We start from the raw sequence: 20,029 nt of genomic DNA on the forward strand, positions 1-20,029 counted from the left end.
AACGATGGCGACCCATACCGCCCCGGGCTGGTACGGGAAGTTGCCGACAACCGGTGACTTCCTGCGCCAGCGGCTTAGTGAGAACAGTGTCACCTCCTGGAGCCACTGGTTTCAGCAGGGTTTGCTGTACTGGCATCAGCAGGAGAATGCCACGACGCAACACTTCCTTGCCGCGCCGGTGTGGAATTTTGTTTTGCCGATTTCACCGCTGCGCCCACAGGTGCAAATGGGATGCCTGCTGCCCTCCTGTGATCGCGTCGGACGCGCCTGGCCACTGCTGGCGCTGCGTAGCTTTCCCCTGAGCCAGTGGCATCCGGCCCAGCTGTCGCTGTCCGGTGACTGGTTTCAGGAACTGGGCATGACGTTGTTGCGCGCGGTGCGGGATGCACAGAGCGCAGATGTGCTGGAACAGGCAATACAACAGCTGGCCCCACTGCTGGTGCCAGAAAAACGTCGCACAGACATCATGGATGTGATTGGCTTTGCCGACCTGCCCAGTTCGTTGAGCTGGCGGGAGGTCGCAGACCATTTTGACCCCCACGAGCACATTAGCTACTGGTGGAGTAACCGCAGTGACGGCTTTGCACACGCCACGCATAAACACAGTGGCCCGCTCACCGCGCAACTTTTTGCGTTATTGTTCAACCCGGCCTCTGGTGCGCAGCCGGGACGTAACGGTCTCTATCCGCCGATGTTCGAATAGACCGCGACGTTTGCCCTTTGTAAACGGGAAAACTCATGGAATTTACCATTGTGCAGTGCAATACCGATGTGCCGGCAAAAACGGTGGCCTTTAAGCCGCCGGGCGGCACCATCGGCCGCAGCCAGGATAATGATCTGGTGCTGCCGGATGAATCGCGGGCCATTTCTCGCCTGCAGGCACTGGTACACTTGTCGCCGGATGGCGAATGCCGTCTAACCAATCAGGGTAGCGTCACTTCGGTGGTGTTGAATGGCGTGCCATTACCGCGCGGCGCGCAAGCACCATTGCAACATGGCGATGCATTAACGATTGGGGAATACGGGTTAGAGGTGCGCGATCCGGCACGTGCGGCGAGCCAAAAAGATGATCCCCTGGCGTTCTTTTCCCCGGCAGAAAGTGACCCACTTGGCATGCTGGAGAGCATCCAACACGTCACGCCTGAGCCTGTGGCGTCTCGCCCCGAACGTCACAACGATGCGCGCCTGGCGATCGATCCACAGGAGAATTCCCCAGCCCTACCCACCGTGCTTCCTGGTACCGACCAGGATAAATTGATTCTCGCGCTGCTGGAAGGAATGGGGCTGAACAACGGCCATCAAACGCCCATGAATGAAGATCAGATGCGGATTACGGGCCGGATGCTGAGCCTGTTCTCGCAGGGCACCGTGGCGCTGCTTTCCTCGCGATCGATACTGAAACGCGGCGTCAAAGCGGATATGACGATGATCCTCAACGAGGCCAATAATCCCTTCAAGATTCTGCCTTCTGGTAAAACGGTGCTGATGCAGATGTACCAAAGCCAGATGCCTGGTTTTATGCCGCCGGAAACTGCGGTGCGGGATGCATTGGTGGATTTGCAGGCCCATCAATTAGGCATGATCGCCGGTATTCGCGCCATCATCGCGGCGATGCTGCAATCGTTCAATCCTCAGCGTCTGGAAGACCAGGCACGGCAAGATGGTGCCCTACCCAAAATGCCGTTTGCGAATACCCGTAAGGCCGCGTTGTGGGACCACTTTTCCCGTCATTATCAACGCACCGCTGGCGAGATTGAGGATGATTTCCACACCCTGTTCGGCGAAGCCTTTTTGCACGCCTACGATATGGAAGTCAACCAATACAAAGATTCACAAACGCGGACGGAAGACACATGAAGATGATGTTTGCCAGCCGCTGCCAGCAAGGTATGCGCGATGAAAATCAGGACCGTACCGGCGCACAACTGGATGACCACAAAGCCTGTTTTGTGGTGTGCGACGGCGTCGCGGGTCTGCCAGGGGGTGACCGCGCCGCACAACTGGTGCGTGACACCTTACTTGACGCGATACAACAACACGATGACTTCACGCCCGCGGTGACCGCAGAGGCGATCAAACTTTGTCAGCACGTGCTGCTGGAGGAACAGGGAAAGAATCCGAATTTTTCCCGCATGAGTACTACGCTCGCCGCGCTATTTATCGACCGGGAAAAACAACAGGCATGGTGGGCGCACGCCGGTGACAGCCGGGTTTATCACTTTCGCCATGGCTCACTCCATCAGGTGACACGCGATCATAGTCTGGCCCAACAGTTACGCGAAGCTGGCTATGAAAATACCGGTATTAACAGTAATTTACTCTATAATGCGCTCGGCGTTGAACCGGCGCGTCCGGCCACCTTTAGTGAGGTTATTGCGCTGGAGGATGGCGATGCCTTTCTGGTCTGCACCGACGGATTCTGGCTCAATCTGACCACTGACGAAATGGAACAGGCCCTGCGCATGGTGAATGCCTGCGAAGAGTGGCTGGCATTGATGGAGCAAGCCGTTAACCGCAGCGTAAAAAGCGACAATCTGAGCGCTCTGGCGATCTGGATTGGCGAACCACAGGAAGCCACGCTGCTTTATTCCCAGGCTGATGCGGCACGTTTTCTGCCGTCACGTTATTGACCAAGGATTTATATGAAATTGTGGTTGCCGGGCTTAGCGACGCTGCTGCTGGCCCTGAATGCACAGGCTGAAGATTATCGGGTGGTCTACTCCCCGAGTCTTTCGCTGGAAGTGTATATCGATGACGTGGCAAGTAATGCCCCCAACGACTGGTGTAAAGAGACGCTGCCGTTGCGTATTGTCTCCGGCAAAGGCACTGACTCCAGCGTTCTGACCAGTTTTTTGCCGCGTGTCGGTACCTTGCTGGCGAATCAGTGTGGCACGCTGGATGTGATCCCCTGGCAGATGACCGATAAAGATGGCAGCGTGCTGGCTAACGGCAGCGCCACCAAATTGCAAAACTGGCGGCCGATTGTACTTAATGACGCGACCGCCAATGCCAGCACCGGCAATGCAGCACCACTCGATTTATCACGTCCGGCCGACAGCAGTCCATTGCAACAATTTGCCCTACCGAGTGGCTGCCATTTCCGAACCTGGTGGGATGATAAAGGGGCATCGCTATTTATCCCTGACATGGCCCAACAACATTGTTCGTCTGAAGGCTGGCTGGAAGGCAACAGCGAGTTGACGCAATTGAACAACGGTCAGCCACACAAACTGGCGGTCAATTTTTACCAGGGTTATCCGATCGCCAATCTCAATCTGAGCGGGACGCCGTTGCAGGTGGTGGCCGTCAATAACCAACGCATGATTGTGACACGCCCGGATGCCGACGACAGTTGGCTGGTGCTGCCCTTTGATGCACAACAGCATCTCTGGCGTTTTACCGGTACGCTGCTGATCAAAATGGACAAGACCGCTGGCGAGGATACCGATGCGGTTAAAAAGCGGGTTGAAGCGTTACGTGGCGTCTGGTTGCCGCAGTTTATGCCACAGCAAAAAGTGACTGTGTTACTGATTGACACCCTGCACGCGGATCTCGCGGATCCGGCTATCGGTGCCTGGCGTAACATTAATTAACGAGTGGCCGTTGCCCGTAGTAGTTTCCGGGCGGGCTACAGGACGTGTTCAGAGAGTTCACTATGTCGGCAAACGATAATCTAAAGATACCCAACGCCCTGCCTGCGGGCTACCGGTTCAATGAGTTCGAAATCAAGGATGTAATTGGCGGTGGTGGTTTTGGCATTGTTTACCGTGCCTGGGATCATCAGCTGGAACGGACCATCGCCATTAAAGAATACATGCCCGTATCGCTGGCGGTGCGTGCTGCCGACCTGTCACTGGAGCTACGCGGCGAACGTTTCCAGAAACTGTTTAACGCCGGTCGCAACAGCTTTATTCAGGAAGCCCGCCTGCTGGCGCGTTTTAATCATCCCGGTTTGCTGCACGTTCTGCGTTTTTGGGAAGAAAATGGCACCGCCTACATGGGCACGCTGTATTACAGCGGCATGACGCTGAAAGAGTGGCAGCTCACCAGTCCGGAAAGCATTGATGAGGCGTGGATACGCCGTCTGCTGCCACCGCTGTTTGGTGCCATTAATACGATTCATCAGTCGGGATATCTGCATCGTGATATCTCGCTGGACAACATCCAGATTCAGGAAAATCAGCTGCCGGTGCTGCTCGATTTTGGTTCGGCGCGCAAGGAGATTGGCAATCTCTCTGATGAAACTGAAATCATGCTGAAACCCGGCTTCGCGCCGATTGAGCAATACAGCGAAGAAGGCGAAGGTGAGCAAGGTCCGTGGACCGATATCTACGCACTGGGCGCGGTGTTGCACAATCTGATCACCGGTTATGCCCCACCGGTTTCTGTGGTGCGCTGTATTGAAGACAATTATCAACCGCTGGTAGAACGTAAACCTGCAGGATATTCGTTGCCGTTACTGCATGCGATTGACTGTGCGCTGGCGATGAAACCGAGCGATCGCCCGCAGACCATTGATGCATTTGCCAGCCTGATCGATCTACCGGTGAGCGATGTAGAAGAACTGGTCTCCGGTTTCACCATGGTGAGCGAACCGCCGTTGGAACCTGAAGCCCCGATCTACGTGCCCGAGCCGCAGGTAATGGCGGTCAACCACGCGGCCGCTGCCATCGAACCGGTCACGCCACGTCATGTCCGTCGTTTATCGCCCGGCCTGCTGGCTGTCGCCGCAGTGGCGATTCTGGCGGTGATCGTGGCGGTATGGAAGGTTAATCATCGCAGTGCGGACGCCGGATTAACGGCATCCAGCGCGCCAGCAGCCGCGGCCAACGTCAGCAAACCGGCGAGTGCGGCCCCAATGCTGGCTACCCTTTATCTGCGCTTGCAAAGCGGGGAAAATATTGTGCTGAACGGTAAGCCGCAGGAGGTGAAACCGGCCAGCAACGGTTTTGCCTCATTGCATCTGGCGGCAGGTCAATATCTGATTGAAGTACACAATGGTAACCAGATTCACAGTCAGTCACTGACGATTGATAAACCTGGTACCTGGCTGATTAATTTCGCCAATTAAGAGGATACGCGCGCTGTGCATTGTTGCAGCGCCCGGACTTGGGTCGCCAGAACCGTTAACCCCTCCTCCTGCATACCGCGTTTTGCCAGCTCCTGCTCCAGTGAGAACAGATATTGCGCGTTGGTCCCCAGCGGACCGCTGGCCTGGGCAATCAGGGGAGCAATGGTGCCCGGACAGGAATCCGCTTCGAACAGCGGATGACGCGGGTCCATAATAAACACCAGCGCCGAGACGTTGCGGCCATCATCCAGTTTCAGCTCACACCAGGTGGGCAGATAACAACCGGTGATCATCTCACGCTTCCACAGCAATTCCAGCTCTTCATGCAGGCGCGCTTCCGGCAAGCGAAACGCCAGACCGCTGGTACTACCGCCTTCTTTTAACGCCAGCATCCGGCCAGGATGCGTCGCGGTGCCGCGTCCGGCAATCAGCCGCAGGCAAAAAGCCCGATGCCAGCCATCAAGTTGACCGGAGGAAACTTCTTCGGCCTCAAACACCGGGTTCCACATCAATGAGCCGTAACCGAAGATCCATACCGGACTTTGGTCAGGTCGACAGGCGAGTGTCGCGGCGAGCGAGGCGGCACGCTGTTCGCAGCTCCACAGCAGCGTATCTTCGATATCACCGAATGACGTTTTACAATCCGCTTTTAATAAGAATTCCCGTGTTAGCAACGCAACCTCCTCAACTGCCCTGACATCCTGTCGGTTTGGCTCCCCTGATACTGATTTCATGACGACGGCACCCAATGCAGCGCCTTGTCAGAAGACATTAATGCATTTGTCACAATTTTTTCAAGGTTGATGCCGATCACAAAGGGTAAATTGCCTGTAAATAGCATCGGCTGCCTGGCATGAAACTTGACGGGAAGAGCGGAGAAGTGTGAAGCGGGCCGCAGTGGCCCGCAAAATCAGTGCTTAGGATGCCACTTGTTATCATCGCCTTTCTGATAGTTTTTTTTGACCGCAGCCCAGGCAACTTTATGAGCAACCTTTTCGCGCGAATCATCACCGTGACGATCATCCTCTTCACGGTACTCGTCCCAGGCACTGTTAAACGCTTTCTGGTAGATGGTTTGCGCATGCGCCGGTAGCACGTGGCGTACACTGTCCGGCAATTCACGTGTTGATGAATAAGGCATAAATCCTCCTTTTCTAACCACGTATTAAGTCTGGAACAGAGAAGAAAAAATGCAAACTGCTGGTTTTATCCAGTTTGGTATAAAAACGGGAAATACCGCTTATTAGAAACAGCCAAAGCGCGGCAAACTAACACTTTTATCCTGAATAAATTCTTATCATGCAATCATTAACACAATGAAAATTAAAAATTCAGCGGCGATAACTTGACTTTTTATCGACAAAAAGGTGTTTTTGATGAATAGTAAAAAATCGTAAAAAACCGACATCCAAGGTGATGAAAAGTTACACTGCGCAACGCTGCAAAAGTAAGTATATTTATCAGGCACTGACTGCCTGATTTTATTCTTTTTTCCGGAGAGGATGGTGAATGGCTGCACATGAAAAGACCCGACACACTGAGTATTCCCTGATTTTCCCTATCATCGCGCTGGGGGTACTGAGTTTTTATGGTGCGCAAACCAGCCTGTTGCCGGTGATTGGCATTAATTTGCTCGCACTGGTCGCTATTCTGAGTAGTGCATTTAGTGTGGTGCGCCACGCTGACGTGCTGGCGCACCGACTGGGTGAACCCTATGGCTCGCTGATACTCAGCCTGTCCGTGGTGATTCTTGAAGTCAGCCTGATCTCCGCGCTAATGGCAACCGGCGATGCTGCACCCGCGCTGATGCGCGACACGCTCTACTCTATCATCATGATCGTCACCGCCGGGCTGGTGGGCTTTGCCCTGCTGCTGGGCGGACGCAAGTTCGCGACGCAGTATGTCAATCTGGTGGGGGTGAAACAGTACCTGATCGCCATTTTCCCGCTGGCGATTCTGGTGCTGGTGTTCCCGAATGCCCTACCGGGCGGCAATTTTTCTACTGCGCAGGCGCTGCTGATTGCGGCAATTTCTGCCGCCATGTACGGCGTATTTTTGCTGATTCAAACCAAAACGCATCAAAACTTGTTTGTCTATGAACATGAGGACGAAAGTGATGATGGCGATCCGCACCACGGCAAACCTTCGGCGCACAGCTCGCTATGGCATACCGCCTGGTTGATCGTGCATCTGATTGCGGTGATTAGCGTGACCAAGATGAACGCGAATACGCTGGAGCATCTGTTAACCGAATTGAACGCACCTCAGCAGTTCACCGGCTTCCTCGTGGCACTGTTGATCCTGTCACCAGAAGGATTAGGAGCGATTAAAGCGGTGCTGATGAATCAGGTGCAACGCGCGATGAACCTGTTTTTCGGCTCAGTGCTGGCGACCATTTCCCTTACCGTGCCAGCGGTAACCATTATTGCCACCCTGACCGGTCAGCAGCTGGTGTTTGGTCTGGAGCCGCCACATATGGTGGTAATGAGTGCGGTGCTGATCCTGTGCCATATCTCGTTTTCAACCGGACGCACTAACGTGCTGAATGGCGCAGCGCACCTGGCATTGTTTGTCGGCTATTTGATGACAATTATGTTGTAGCAAGTCGGGATGTGCCGCAGCACCAATGAAAAAGGCGTCTTACGACTAATGCTGGTCAGTTAAGCAATAGGTGATAACGCAGTCTGGTGCCGCTCCGAAGGGTCGGTGTGTGTTGTCAGAAAGGGCACAATCGTGAAGGCCATCGCCCCTCTGCTGCTGCAAAGGGCTATCCGCAGCGCTGAGGCTTTAACGTTGTGCCAGGAGACTCACGCAGGGATGCGTGAGTCAGTTCGGGGTGGACAGGGATGGACTTCCCCGAACGGTCCGTCGGCGCGACGTTGAAGCCGAAGGCACCGCGTCGGCGGCGCGAGGACTGCCCGGCAGCAGCAGAGGGGCGATGGCCCACAGCAGAGTACGCATGAAAAAAGGCTGCCATTCCTTAAAAAATGGCAGCCTTACCCGAATATGGCCTTATCTGACCAGCATTAGTCTTACGACGACTTTTTTACCCACACGCTAATTAGTTGCTGGTATCCAGTTCCGGGAAGCTTTTCACCAGATCATCAATTGCTTTCATCTGCACCAGGAACGGCTCAAGTTTGTCGAGCGGCAGTGCTGACGGGCCATCGCATTTCGCGCTGTTTGGCTCTGGATGTGCTTCGATGAACAGACCGGCAATGCCGACCGCCATACCGGCACGCGCCAGTTCACCCACCTGCGCACGACGACCACCCGAAGCCGCACCAAACGGGTCACGGGTTTGCAGGGCATGCGTCACGTCGAAAATCACCGGGCTGTTATTGGTGACGTTCTTCATCACGTTAAAGCCCAGCATATCAACCACCAGGTTGTCATAACCGAAGTTGCTGCCACGGTCACACAGGATCACTTTGTCGTTACCGCCTTCCGCGAATTTATCGACGATGTTACCCATCTGGCCCGGGCTAACGAATTGCGGTTTTTTCACGTTAATCACCGCGCCGGTTTTCGCCATCGCTTCCACCAGGTCAGTCTGGCGGGCGAGGAATGCTGGCAACTGAATCACGTCAACCACATCAGCCACAGGCTGTGCCTGCGCCGGTTCGTGGACGTCAGTAATGATTTTCACGCCAAACGCTTGTTTCAGCTCCTGAAAAATCTTCATCCCCTCTTCCAGACCCGGACCACGGTATGAGTGGATGGAAGAACGGTTGGCTTTATCAAAAGAGGCTTTGAACACGTAAGGGATACCGAGTTTGTCGGTCACGGTTACGTAATGCTCGCAGATGCGCATGGCGAGGTCGCGCGATTCCAGCACGTTCATGCCGCCAAACAGAACAAATGGCAGATCGTTTGCGACCTTGATATCACCAATACTGACTACTTTCTGTGTCATGCCCTTTCCTTTTTCAGAGGTACGCTTAGTGCAGCGTGACCTGTTTTTGTTCAATTGCGTGGATCTGCACTTTAATCATTTCGCTAACCGGATCTTCCGGGCACTGTTCAACGAAGTAAGTCAGATCGTTGAGCGCGATATGTTCGCACTCCAGTTGCGCGTAGATCAAACCACGGTCGCGAATTTCGTAGGGGTCATCCGGATCGATTTGCAACAGCACCTGGCTCACATTCAACGCCAGCTCCATCTTTTTCTCTTCCATCAGCGCCGCTTTCAGCGTATCCAGCATTTTACGCATCACGCTGACGGTTTTCGCTTCATCGAGATCATCCTGATAGAGCTTGGCCGTCGGGCTGATATTCCCTTTCAGCCACACTTCCAGCGTGTGGGTATCCAGGGTTTCGCCGTTAAACGGGTTGATCAGCCACATCTCACCGTCCAGCCAGTCCGCGCGCAGAATCATCTGGGTCGGGAAAATCACCGGCATCAGCGGCAACTCCAGCTCTTCAGCAATGTGCAGCAGAATCACCCCCAGCGACACGGCGGTACCCTGGCGGCTTTTCAATACCTTATCGATCCATAAGGCATCGGATAGATTGTAGACGCCACTGGCACCGCCAAAACCCCACTGGCGATAAAACAGTTCCAGCAACTTCTCCAGTTGCAGATCGGCATCGGTGGCACTGCTGACATACGCGCGTGCTTCTTCCACCAACGCGGCCAGCTGTTGCTCTACGGATTGAGCGGAAAAATCTTCGCGGATGGCGCAGGTTGCGCCAATAACCGCTTCACATAACGGTGTCTGACTGTAATCGAGTTGCTCTGGCGAGGTCATACTATCCCCAATAACGGCATTTTGGTCATCGCCAGCTTAATCACTACCAGTAACGCGACTATCGCAATCAGGCAGGCAATCCAGCGGGTACTCATCTTTCGTGGGCGACGACTCAAGGCCACGGAACCTAAGGCGATGTAGATAATAACCCCTAACAGCTTCTCAGTCAGCCAGCTTCCTTGTGGTGAGAACGGATAAAAGTGGGTAATGACGACCAACATCACACCGCTCAACAACAAAAACGTATCGTTGATGTGCGGGGCAATGCGCACCCAGCGGCGATCGAGCTGGGCAGAACCGGTGCATTTCCAGTAAAAACGCACCAGGAACAGGCTGATGGTGATCAGCACCGTGAGCAAGTGCACATGTTTAATCAGCGGATACCAGCTAGCCATCTTGCTTCCTTCATCAGAAATATTGCCCAAGTGTGACGCGCGGGTTACCGCCGTAGTCGTCCACTGTATTGACCTGTTGGTAACCCTGTTGGGTCATCAAGGTGCGTACCGCTTCGCCTTGCTGCCAGCCATGCTCCAGCAATAACCAACCGCCGGGGAGCAACCAGGCCGGCGCCGTGGTAATGATCTCTCGTAAGTCAGCCAACCCAGCTTCCTCTGCCACCAGCGCACTCAGCGGCTCGAAGCGCACGTCGCCCTGCTGCAAGTGGTGATCTGCGGCATCGATATAAGGGGGATTGCTGGCAATCAGATCAAAACGTTGGCTGGGGAGTGCGGCGAACCAGTGGCTGAGGAAAAATTGTACATTGGTGATGTGCAAACGCTGCGCATTGTCCTGCGCCAGCGCCACCGCGGCTTCAACGCGATCGCAACCGGTGACCTGGCAGTCAGGCCGTTCGCTGGCGAGCGCCAGCGCGATAGCCCCGGTGCCCGTCCCTAAGTCAAGAATGGTGGCGGCAGTGGCGGGCAAATGGGCCAGCGCCTGCTCAACCAACACTTCCGTGTCCGGGCGCGGGATCAACGTTGCGTCGCTGACGCGCAGGGGGAGCGACCAGAATTCACGCTCCCCGACCAGATGGGCGATCGGCTCACCCTGGGCGCGCCTGGCGAGCAACGTTGCCAGTTGTTGCAACTGCACGTCATCCAGCAATGCATCGTCAAATGCCACCAGCCAGCTACGCGATTTGCCGGTAACGAACGCCAGCAAAATTTCGGCATCGCGTTTGGGACTGTCGCCGCCACTGAGGGTGGCGACGGCATGCTTCAGCCAATGGCGAATATCCATTAATCCTGTCCAGCCAGCGCAGCCAGCTGATCGGCCTGGTATTCCTGCACGATAGGTTCGATCAGGCTATCCAGCTTGCCTTCCATCGTCTCATCCAGACGGTAAATCGTCAGGTTAATGCGGTGGTCGGTCACGCGCCCCTGCGGGAAGTTATAGGTACGGATACGATCCGAACGGTCGCCGCTGCCCAGCAGGTTACGCCGCGTAGAGGCTTCCGCTTCATGACGTTTCGCCATCTCTGCCGCGTGGATACGTGCGCCCAGCACGGCCAGCGCTTTGGCTTTGTTTTTATGCTGTGAACGCTCATCCTGGCATTCCACTACGATCCCGGTCGGCAAGTGGGTAATACGGATGGCGGAATCGGTGGTGTTAACGTGCTGACCACCTGCTCCCGAAGAACGGAAGGTGTCGATTTTCAGATCGCCGGGGTTGATATCCGGCAGCTCGGCTTCCGGCAACTCCGGCATTACGGCCACGGTGCACGCTGAGGTGTGGATACGTCCCTGCGATTCGGTTTCCGGTACGCGCTGCACACGATGCCCGCCAGATTCAAATTTGAACCGACCGTATGCGCCATCACCGGTTACACGGGCAATGACTTCTTTATAGCCACCATGTTCACCGTCATTGCTGCTGATGATCTCCACCTGCCAGCGACGCGCCTCGGCATAGCGGCTGTACATGCGGAACAAATCACCCGCGAAAATCGCCGCTTCATCGCCGCCGGTACCCGCACGCACTTCGACAAAGCAGGGACGCTCATCATCAGGATCTTTCGGCAGCAGCAATACCTGCAACTGCTGCTCCAGCACTTCACGCTTTTCACGTGAGGTTTTCAGTTCTTCCTGCGCCATCTCGCGCATTTCAGGATCGTCGAGCAGCATCTCCGCCGTCTCAACATCTTCCTGCACCTGCTGCCATTCGCGGAAGCAACGGGTCACATCAGAGAGCTGCGCATATTCACGTGAAAGGGCGCGGAAACGCTCCTGATCGGCGATCACGCCAGCATCACCCAGCAGGGCTTCCACTTCTTCGTGGCGTTCCTGGAGTGCTTCCAGCTTGGCAACAATAGAGGTCTTCATGTAATTGAGGGTATCCCGTAAAAGGTCGTGACAGCCTAATCGAGACCGAGGCTGTCACGTAAGATCTGCAGGCGTTCGCTGTCGCCATCGCGCGCGGCCTGCTGTAGTGATTTGGTTGGAGCGTGAATTAAACGGTTGGTCAGTTTGTGTGCCAGTTCCTGCAACACTTTTTCGGCATCCGCGCCCTGGCGCAAGGCGGCCAGCGCCTTCTCCTGCAATTCAAGACGGACGTCGTCAGCCTGCGAGCGATACTCACGAATGGTGTCGACCGCACTTTGCGCGCGGAGCCAGGCCATAAACTCACCGCTTTCCTGTACCACGATGCTTTCAGCCTGCACTGCCGCCGCTTTACGCTGCGCCATGTTCTGCTCAATAATCGCCTGGAGGTCATCCACGCTGTAAAGATACGCATTGGCGAGTTTGCCGACTTCCGGCTCAACATCGCGCGGCACAGCAATATCCACCAGCAGCATCGGCTGGTTGCGGCGCGCTTTTAACGCTCGCTCCACCATCCCTTTGCCGATAATCGGTAACGGGCTGGCGGTGGAAGAAATAATAATATCAGCATCGGCCAGCCGCGAATCGATATCCGCCAGCCCAATCACCTCAGCACCGACCTCATCAGCCAGCAGCTGCGCGCGTTCGCGTGTGCGGTTGGCGATCATCAGTTTTTGCACGTGATGTTCGCGCAAATGGCGAGCCACCAATTCGATGGTTTCACCCGCGCCCACCAGCAGCACGTTAACCGTACTGAGCGATTCAAAGATTTGGCGTGCTAAAGAACAGGCAGCAAATGCCACAGAGACGGCGCTGGCACCGATTTCCGTTTCAGTACGCACCCGTTTGGCAACCGAGAAGGTTTTCTGGAACATCCGCTCCAGTTCACTCGACAACGCCTGACCGCGCTGTGAGTCGGCAAAGGCTTTCTTCACCTGACCGAGGATTTGTGGCTCCCCCAACACCAACGAGTCCAGACCGCTGGCAACACGCATCAGATGGCTGACCGCCGCGTTATCCTGATGCCAGTACAGACTTTTGCGCACGTCTTCTTCGCGCAGTTGGTGATAGTCACACAACCAGCGCACCAGCTTCTCCTGCAAATCGGCCTGCTGCTCTACGCTCAGATAGAGTTCAGTGCGATTACAGGTGGAAAGCACCACTCCGCTTTGCACCATCGGCTGGGATAAAAGGCTGCTAAGTGCCTGATCCAGCGTATCCGGCGTGAACGAGACACGTTCGCGCAGTGCAACGGGTGCGGTTTTATGGTTGATTCCGAGAGCGAGCAGCGTCATGGTGATTCGGGTTGGGATATCCCAATTATTGTCAGGGTTTTGTGAAGCGCATTCTACAAGATGCCACAGATCAAGAAAAGCCATACAAAGCCTATGACTGTAATAAGATTAAACTGATCGTGCGCAATAATCCGTACAACAGCATTGACGGCTTAGATGCGGATGGTTAGCGTTACCGGTTACGAAGTAAAAACGTGTCTGAGGAGATGACCACGTGATGCCGATGCCTTCGCGCAAACTGTTGCGCCTTTTGCCCCTTGCCAGCGTGCTGCTGGCCGCCTGTAGCGTCAACAAACCGCAGGGACCTGGCCCAAGCACCACCGCGCCACAGTGGCAACAACATCAACAGGCCGTGGCAAAAGTCAGCCATTATGAGACACGCGGTGCTTTCGCTTACATTTCTGATCGCCAGAAAGTGTACGCCCGCTTTAACTGGCAACAAACTGCCGCTGATCGTTATCGTCTGCTGCTGACTAACCCGCTGGGTAGCACCGAGTTACAACTTGATGCCCAGGGTTCTGTGGTGCAGGTGGTGGATAACAAAGGTAAACGCTACGTCAGCAATGATGCAGAAAAGATGATTTCGCAGCTGACCGGCATGGATATCCCTCTTGCTAACCTGCGTCAGTGGATGATGGGCCTGCCGGGTGATGCGACCGATTACCAGTTAAACGATCAGTATCAACTGCAAAGCCTGAACTACAGCCGCAATGGTCAGCAATGGAAAGTGACCATCGCTGATTACGACAGCAAAGTCACGCCTCCGCTGCCGGCCAATCTGGAGCTGACCGAAGGCGGACAGCGCATTAAGCTGCGGATGGATAGCTGGACCGTACAATGATCACCACCTGGCCAGCCCCCGCGAAGCTGAACTTATTTTTGTACATCACTGGCCGTCGTCCCGACGGCTATCATAATCTGCAAACCCTGTTTCAGTTTCTGGACTACGGCGATACGCTGAACATCACCCCGGATAGCAGTGGCGACATTCGTCTTTTGACGCCGCTGGACGATGTTCCCAATGAACAGAACCTGATTGTGCGTGCCGCGCGTGCGCTAATGTGCGCAGCAGCGGAACGCGGCACCTTGCCAGCGCAGGCTGGCGCGACGATTGCCCTGGAAAAACGTCTGCCGATGGGCGGAGGTTTAGGTGGGGGTTCGTCGGATGCCGCCACCGTGTTAGTGGCCTTAAACCATCTGTGGCAAACCGGATTGAGCGTGGATGAACTGGCCACCATGGGTGTGCGACTGGGTGCCGATGTTCCGGTCTTTGTGCGCGGTCATGCCGCTTTTGCGGAAGGCGTGGGTGAACAATTACAACCCGCTGAGCCGGATGAAAAATGGTATCTGGTTGCGCATCCGGGGGTCAGTATCGCGACACCGACGATTTTTGGTGATCCCGAACTGACGCGTGATTCACCGAAACGTTCACTTGATGAACTTTTGCAGCGCCCTTTCCACAATGATTGTGAGTCTGTGGCAAGAAAACGTTTTCGTGAGGTTGATGAGCTGGTTTCCTGGCTGCTAGAATACGCGCCGTCGCGCCTGACTGGGACCGGGGCCTGTGTGTTTGCTGAATTTAACACCGAATCCGAAGCTCGTCAGGTGCTGGAGCTTGCCCCGGGATGGATACGAGGATTTGTGGCGCGCGGGCTGAATGTCTCGCCGTTGCAGCGTACTCTTTCCGGGATTTAAGCGTTTGCGTGACTGTGTCACCCCCTGTTCCAGATACAGCACGCGACGCATCAACACACCTGTCTGAACACGCCTTGCGGTATTCGCCGGTTATCGCAGCGTCGTTCATTCGCTGGACGCAAAGCCTGAGGTTCTTCTCGTGCCTGATATGAAGCTATTTGCTGGTAACGCCACCCCGGAACTAGCACAACGTATTGCCAACCGCCTTTACACCAGCCTCGGAGACGCCGCTGTCGGTCGTTTCAGCGATGGTGAAGTGAGTGTACAGATTAACGAAAATGTACGCGGTGGTGATATTTTCATCATCCAGTCCACCTGTGCCCCCACCAACGATAATCTGATGGAGCTGGTTGTGATGGTCGACGCGCTGCGTCGGGCTTCTGCTGGTCGTATTACTGCCGTTATCCCCTACTTTGGCTATGCTCGTCAGGACCGCCGTGTGCGCTCCGCGCGTGTGCCCATTACCGCTAAAGTAGTCGCGGATTTCCTTTCCAGCGTAGGTGTTGACCGTGTTTTGACGGTTGACCTGCACGCCGAGCAGATCCAGGGCTTCTTTGATGTCCCGGTTGACAACGTTTTCGGTAGCCCGATTCTGCTGGAAGATATGTTGCAGATTGGTCTGGAGAACCCGATCGTGGTTTCACCGGATATCGGTGGTGTGGTACGTGCCCGTGCGATTGCCAAACTGCTGAACGACACCGATATGGCCATCATCGATAAACGCCGCCCGCGCGCGAACGTTTCTCAGGTGATGCACATCATCGGTGACGTCGCTGGCCGTGACTGTGTACTGGTCGACGATATGATCGACACCGGCGGTACGCTGTGCAAAGCGGCTGAAGCGCTGAAAGAGCGTGGCGCGAAACGTGTTTTCGCTTACGCGACCCACCCGATTTTCTCCGGCAACGCGGTAGAAAACCTGCGTAAGTCTGTCATCGACCAGGTGATTGTCTGCGACACCATCCCGCTGTCTGACGAGATGAAAGCGCTGCCGAATGTGCGTACCCTGACACTGTCCGGTATGCTGGCCGAAGCCATTCGTCGTATCAGCAACGAAGAATCTATTTCTGCCATGTTCGAACATTAATCGAACAAAACCGGGCCCATGGCCCGGTTTGTTTTTCCTGCCTGATTGCAGCAACGGTTACCGATTAAGCCGCTTCGGACGCTGCTATTTTCGCGATAATTTTCGTTAAAATTCGCTATTCTCGTTGCCATTCACTGTTTTCAATTAACACTGATATCCGGACTTTAGCCGCCCTGGGTTTAGTGGTATTTTTCACCACACTTTTTTTGAGAACTCCGACCACTATGGCTCTCGACATCTACACACTTTTTGTTTGCGAGCTCTATGTGCTGGGGTTTTTAAGCATCATTATGGTCTTTGCCTGGATTGGCTCGCAGTACGATCGCGTGCTGGGCTTCACCACGCTGACGCTGATTTTAACCCTGACAGCGGTGTTTCTCAGCAGCCTGCGCGCCGCTGGATTCCAGTTCCTGCCGATCGCACTGGGCAACGTGGTGATGATGCTGGCCTATGGCAACCTGTTAAATGCCTTTAAGGTATTTTGTAACAAGCCGCTTGGCCTGAGTTGGCTGGCAGGCGCGCTCCTCTGGGCCATTCTGTGTATTTTCCCGGCCTTTTATTTCAGCATGCCGAAACGCGTGTTGGTGGTTTGCCTGCTGTGTATCATTTACACCGGAGCATTAATTCAACTGCTATGGCGCGCACGCGCCTCCCTCACCGTCACGTTTTGGCCTGCGCAGATGTTGTTGTGGATACATCTGCTGTTCCATGTCGCGCGGATTTTCCTCGATGATGCGGTCGCTACCCCAGTACACGGGGCCATTGGTGGTTCCAGTTTTTCCGTTTACGTCATTCTGGAGTCGATTTTATTTGTGATTGGTCTGACGTTTACCATTCTGGCAATGGTCAATGAGCGGACGCAAATCGCGCATAAACTGGCATCACTGCATGATCCCCTGACCAGCGTGTGGAACCGCCGCGCATTATTTGCCCAAGCGGAAAAAATCATTGCGCGCCGTTTGCGTCAGCAACTGCCCTTCACGGCAGTATTATTCGACCTTGATCACTTCAAAAGCATTAATGACCGTTACGGTCACCAGCAGGGTGATCGGGTCTTAATTGATTTTTGCCAGATCGCTCAGAGCTTATTGCCTGAGGAAGGTCAGTTTGCCCGTCTGGGCGGGGAGGAATTTGCCGCGATTCTACCCGGCGACAGTGAGCAGGCTCAGATGGTGTGTGAACGCATTCGTGTCGCAACACAGTTATCGCTGCCGGATAATATCAGCTATACCGTCAGTATCGGTTACGCGACCTCCAGCCAGGAAGATCTTCACTTCCCGACATTGCTGGCGCTGGCGGATGAAGCACTGTATCGCGCAAAAGCCAGTGGCCGTAACCGCACCGAACAATATCTGACGCAGTTACAGCCATTTAATCAGGCTACGCTGGTGTAGCTTACGAGTGGTGGGTGTTGCGGCGGCAACGTTTATCGCCGTAGTGGCGCAGCCAAAAATAGCGATCTTCCACTTTTTCACGCCCGCTCACGCGTGCGCCCACCAACCACAATAATGCGCCGATAAAGATGCTGAACATCGCACCATGCGCGAGGAATTGTGGCAGATTTAAAGACGGTATTTGATTAATGATCGAGTAACCGACACCGAGTACCATGGTGAGTAAACCGAGACACATCAGGCCGTTACCGATATAGCGAGAGTGATGACGTTTCATAATTCACCTCCATCCTTTTCAGCAATGCCAAAAACAGCACATAAGGTTAACTAGCCATAAGTGTAGGCAATGACCTGTGGATAAGATGCGTACAGGATCACACATCTTTCACAATCCTGACGAAACTTTACCGCTTATCGGGTTGATTTCGATAGAAAATGATAAGTAACGTAACGGCACTATTCCTCACCTGCGCCCTTTGTCATCTCCCCTGCCACGCAGTAAACTACGCCCTTTCGTGGTCGAGACAGGATAATCATCGTGAGCAGCATTAAACTGATTGTGGGACTGGCAAATCCCGGTGCGGAGTATGCCGCTACGCGCCATAACGCAGGCGCCTGGTATGTGGATCTGCTGGCGGAGCGCAACAATCAGTCTCTGAAAGACGAACCCAAATTCTTTGGCTATACCGCCCGATTATCACTGGCAGGTGAAGATGTACGTCTGTTGGTTCCCACCACCTTTATGAACCTGAGTGGTAAGGCGGTGGCAGCGATGGCGACTTTCTATCGGATTGCGCCAGAGGAAATTTTAGTGGCGCACGATGAACTGGATCTGCCGCCGGGTGTGGCGAAATTCAAACAAGGCGGCGGCCACGGCGGGCACAATGGCCTGAAAGACATCATCAGCAAATTGGGCAACAACAATAATTTTCACCGTTTGCGTGTTGGCATTGGTCACCCCGGCGACCGCAATAAAGTCACCGGATTCGTGCTGGGTAAACCCCCTGCCAGTGAGCAGAAACTGATTGATGATGCCGTGGATGAAGCGGTGCGCTGCACCGAACTGTGGTTGAAAGAAGATAAAATCAAGGCGATGAACCGCCTGCACGCTTTCAAAGCCGGTTAAGGTCAAATCCCGCGCCGCAGAGGGCTAAATCTGTGTATAATGCGCGAAAATTTTTGAATCTGTCAGCGTTGCCGGTCAACGCTGCACACTCAGCGAGAAAGGTAATCAGATCATGGGATTTAAATGCGGTATTGTGGGCCTGCCGAACGTCGGTAAATCTACCCTGTTCAACGCGCTGACCAAAGCGGGTATTGAAGCAGCCAACTTTCCGTTCTGCACCATCGAGCCGAACACGGGTGTCGTGCCTATGCCCGATCTGCGCCTTGACCAACTGAGCGAGATCGTTAAACCGCAACGCGTCGTGCCAACGACGATGGAATTCGTGGATATCGCTGGCCTGGTTGAAGGCGCGTCCAAAGGTGAAGGTCTGGGCAACAAATTCCTGACCAACATTCGTGAAACGGATGCTATCGGCCACGTGGTGCGCTGCTTCGAGAATGAAAACATTATCCACGTCGCGGGCAAAGTAAACCCGGCAGAAGATATCGATATCATTAACACCGAACTGGCACTGTCGGACCTCGACACCTGTGAACGTGCTATCCAGCGCGTGCAGAAAAAAGCCAAAGGTGGCGACAAAGACGCCAAAGCTGAGCTGGCGGCGCTGGAAAAGTGCCTGCCGCATCTGGAAAATGCTGGCATGCTGCGTTCACTGGATCTGGATGCCGACGAGAAGGCCGCCATCCGTTACCTCAGCTTCCTGACGCTGAAGCCGACCATGTATATCGCTAACGTCAACGAAGATGGCTTCGAGAACAACCCTTACCTCGACCAGGTCCGTGCGATTGCAGACGCGGAAGGTTCGGTCGTTGTGCCGGTTTGCGCCGCAGTTGAGTCAGATATCGCGGAGCTGGAAGATGATGAGCGCGCTGAGTTTATGGCGGAAATGGGTCTGGAAGAACCGGGTCTGAACCGTGTGATTCGTGCGGGTTATACCCTGTTAAACCTGCAAACTTACTTCACTGCTGGCGTGAAAGAAGTCCGTGCCTGGACTATCCCGGTCGGTGCCACTGCGCCGCAGGCTGCCGGTAAAATCCACACCGATTTTGAGAAAGGATTTATCCGCGCCCAAACCATCGCGTTTGATGACTTTATTACTTATAAAGGCGAACAAGGTGCGAAAGAAGCGGGGAAAATGCGTTCTGAAGGGAAAGAATATATCGTTAAAGATGGCGATATCATGAACTTCCTGTTTAACGTCTAAATCGCTACAGTGGTCTCTGGGATTTATCAAATCCTATGACGACGGCAAAAACGTATAAATCCACGCAGCTGCGTGGATTTTTTTATTG

21 protein-coding genes are annotated in these 20,029 nt (G+C 54.4%); 12 read left to right on the forward strand and 9 right to left on the reverse strand.

Translation table 11 applies throughout. The features are described from left to right. Positions 1-4 precede the first annotated feature (4 nt). The 5 genes from tagF (at position 5) to PAT9B_RS11800 (ending at position 5,071) form a co-directional block, all read left to right on the forward strand. Complete coding sequence (gene tagF / locus PAT9B_RS11780; RefSeq protein WP_013509490.1) at positions 5-703, forward strand: type VI secretion system-associated protein TagF; 699 nt, start codon at positions 5-7, stop codon at positions 701-703. Between the two features lie 35 nt (positions 704-738). Further along, a complete protein-coding gene (tagH, locus tag PAT9B_RS11785; protein WP_013509491.1) occupies positions 739-1,857 on the forward strand; it encodes a type VI secretion system-associated FHA domain protein TagH in 1,119 nt (372 codons plus the stop codon). Then, complete coding sequence (locus PAT9B_RS11790; protein ID WP_013509492.1) at positions 1,854-2,630, forward strand: PP2C family serine/threonine-protein phosphatase; 777 nt, start codon at positions 1,854-1,856, stop codon at positions 2,628-2,630. The genes tagH and PAT9B_RS11790 overlap by 4 nt, the downstream gene beginning before the upstream one ends. A gap of 12 nt (positions 2,631-2,642) precedes the next feature. After that, positions 2,643-3,593 (forward strand): hypothetical protein, encoded by a 951-nt coding sequence (locus PAT9B_RS11795; protein ID WP_013509493.1) that lies wholly within the window; start codon positions 2,643-2,645, stop codon positions 3,591-3,593. 62 nt (positions 3,594-3,655) lie between these two features. Beyond that, positions 3,656-5,071, forward strand: a complete 1,416-nt coding sequence (locus PAT9B_RS11800; protein WP_013509494.1) for a serine/threonine-protein kinase — start codon at positions 3,656-3,658, stop codon at positions 5,069-5,071. On the opposite strand, the gene PAT9B_RS11805 is transcribed toward PAT9B_RS11800, so the two are convergent. Next, positions 5,068-5,745, reverse strand: coding sequence for a gamma-glutamylcyclotransferase (locus PAT9B_RS11805; RefSeq protein ID WP_190274633.1), 678 nt, complete (start codon positions 5,743-5,745; stop codon positions 5,068-5,070). The two genes, PAT9B_RS11800 and PAT9B_RS11805, sit on opposite strands and share 4 nt — an antisense overlap. A 236-nt stretch (positions 5,746-5,981) precedes the next feature. Continuing rightward, positions 5,982-6,212, reverse strand: coding sequence for a putative cation transport regulator ChaB (gene chaB / locus PAT9B_RS11810; RefSeq protein WP_013509497.1), 231 nt, complete (start codon positions 6,210-6,212; stop codon positions 5,982-5,984). 368 nt (positions 6,213-6,580) lie between these two features. Between chaB and chaA the strand changes: the two genes are divergently transcribed. After that, positions 6,581-7,672, forward strand: coding sequence for a sodium-potassium/proton antiporter ChaA (gene chaA / locus PAT9B_RS11815; RefSeq protein ID WP_013509498.1), 1,092 nt, complete (start codon positions 6,581-6,583; stop codon positions 7,670-7,672). A gap of 460 nt (positions 7,673-8,132) precedes the next feature. Here chaA and kdsA read toward each other — a convergent pair whose 3' ends face one another. Genes kdsA through hemA form a run of 6 tightly spaced genes read right to left on the reverse strand, consistent with a single transcriptional unit; the run spans position 8,133 to position 13,435 of the window. Continuing rightward, positions 8,133-8,987 carry a 3-deoxy-8-phosphooctulonate synthase gene (gene kdsA, locus PAT9B_RS11820; protein WP_013509499.1) on the reverse strand — a complete coding sequence of 285 codons (855 nt, stop codon included), beginning with the start codon at positions 8,985-8,987 and terminating at the stop codon, positions 8,133-8,135. Between the two features lie 25 nt (positions 8,988-9,012). Beyond that, positions 9,013-9,822 carry an invasion regulator SirB1 gene (sirB1, locus tag PAT9B_RS11825; RefSeq protein WP_013509500.1) on the reverse strand — a complete coding sequence of 270 codons (810 nt, stop codon included), beginning with the start codon at positions 9,820-9,822 and terminating at the stop codon, positions 9,013-9,015. Next, entirely contained in the window at positions 9,819-10,217 is a 399-nt protein-coding gene (locus tag PAT9B_RS11830) for a SirB2 family protein (protein ID WP_013509501.1), read from the reverse strand. Before PAT9B_RS11830 ends, sirB1 begins: the two co-directional genes overlap by 4 nt. Before the next feature lie 13 nt (positions 10,218-10,230). Then, a complete protein-coding gene (gene prmC, locus PAT9B_RS11835; protein WP_013509502.1) occupies positions 10,231-11,061 on the reverse strand; it encodes a peptide chain release factor N(5)-glutamine methyltransferase in 831 nt (276 codons plus the stop codon). After that, positions 11,061-12,143 carry a peptide chain release factor 1 gene (prfA, locus tag PAT9B_RS11840; protein WP_013509503.1) on the reverse strand — a complete coding sequence of 361 codons (1,083 nt, stop codon included), beginning with the start codon at positions 12,141-12,143 and terminating at the stop codon, positions 11,061-11,063. Before prfA ends, prmC begins: the two co-directional genes overlap by 1 nt. Positions 12,144-12,178: 35 nt before the next feature. Beyond that, a complete protein-coding gene (gene hemA, locus PAT9B_RS11845; RefSeq protein ID WP_041525806.1) occupies positions 12,179-13,435 on the reverse strand; it encodes a glutamyl-tRNA reductase in 1,257 nt (418 codons plus the stop codon). Positions 13,436-13,652: 217 nt separating this feature from the next. Between hemA and lolB the strand changes: the two genes are divergently transcribed. The 4 genes from lolB to PAT9B_RS11865 all read left to right on the forward strand — a co-directional run bounded on the left by lolB (position 13,653) and on the right by PAT9B_RS11865 (position 17,611). Next, complete coding sequence (gene lolB, locus PAT9B_RS11850; protein ID WP_013509505.1) at positions 13,653-14,276, forward strand: lipoprotein insertase outer membrane protein LolB; 624 nt, start codon at positions 13,653-13,655, stop codon at positions 14,274-14,276. Further along, entirely contained in the window at positions 14,273-15,130 is an 858-nt protein-coding gene (ispE, locus tag PAT9B_RS11855) for a 4-(cytidine 5'-diphospho)-2-C-methyl-D-erythritol kinase (protein WP_013509506.1), read from the forward strand. Before lolB ends, ispE begins: the two co-directional genes overlap by 4 nt. A gap of 139 nt (positions 15,131-15,269) precedes the next feature. After that, positions 15,270-16,217 (forward strand): ribose-phosphate diphosphokinase, encoded by a 948-nt coding sequence (gene prs, locus PAT9B_RS11860; protein WP_013509507.1) that lies wholly within the window; start codon positions 15,270-15,272, stop codon positions 16,215-16,217. Between the two features lie 224 nt (positions 16,218-16,441). Beyond that, the gene (locus PAT9B_RS11865) at positions 16,442-17,611 is read left to right on the forward strand and encodes a GGDEF domain-containing protein (RefSeq protein ID WP_013509508.1); all 1,170 of its coding nucleotides are present in this window, start codon (positions 16,442-16,444) and stop codon (positions 17,609-17,611) included. A 1-nt stretch (position 17,612) separates the two neighbouring features. Here the strand turns inward: PAT9B_RS11865 and ychH are convergent, their stop codons facing one another. Continuing rightward, positions 17,613-17,888, reverse strand: a complete 276-nt coding sequence (gene ychH, locus PAT9B_RS11870) for a stress-induced protein YchH (RefSeq protein ID WP_013509509.1) — start codon at positions 17,886-17,888, stop codon at positions 17,613-17,615. A gap of 261 nt (positions 17,889-18,149) precedes the next feature. Here ychH and pth point away from each other — a divergent pair, with 261 nt between their 5' ends. Continuing rightward, positions 18,150-18,737, forward strand: a complete 588-nt coding sequence (gene pth, locus PAT9B_RS11875; RefSeq protein ID WP_013509510.1) for an aminoacyl-tRNA hydrolase — start codon at positions 18,150-18,152, stop codon at positions 18,735-18,737. Between the two features lie 112 nt (positions 18,738-18,849). Continuing rightward, on the forward strand, positions 18,850-19,941 hold the full coding sequence (ychF, locus tag PAT9B_RS11880; RefSeq protein WP_013509511.1) for a redox-regulated ATPase YchF: 1,092 nt from the start codon (positions 18,850-18,852) through the stop codon (positions 19,939-19,941). Positions 19,942-20,029: the final 88 nt, after the last annotated feature.

Source organism: Pantoea sp. At-9b (genome assembly GCF_000175935.2).
Lineage (GTDB): Bacteria > Pseudomonadota > Gammaproteobacteria > Enterobacterales > Enterobacteriaceae > Pantoea.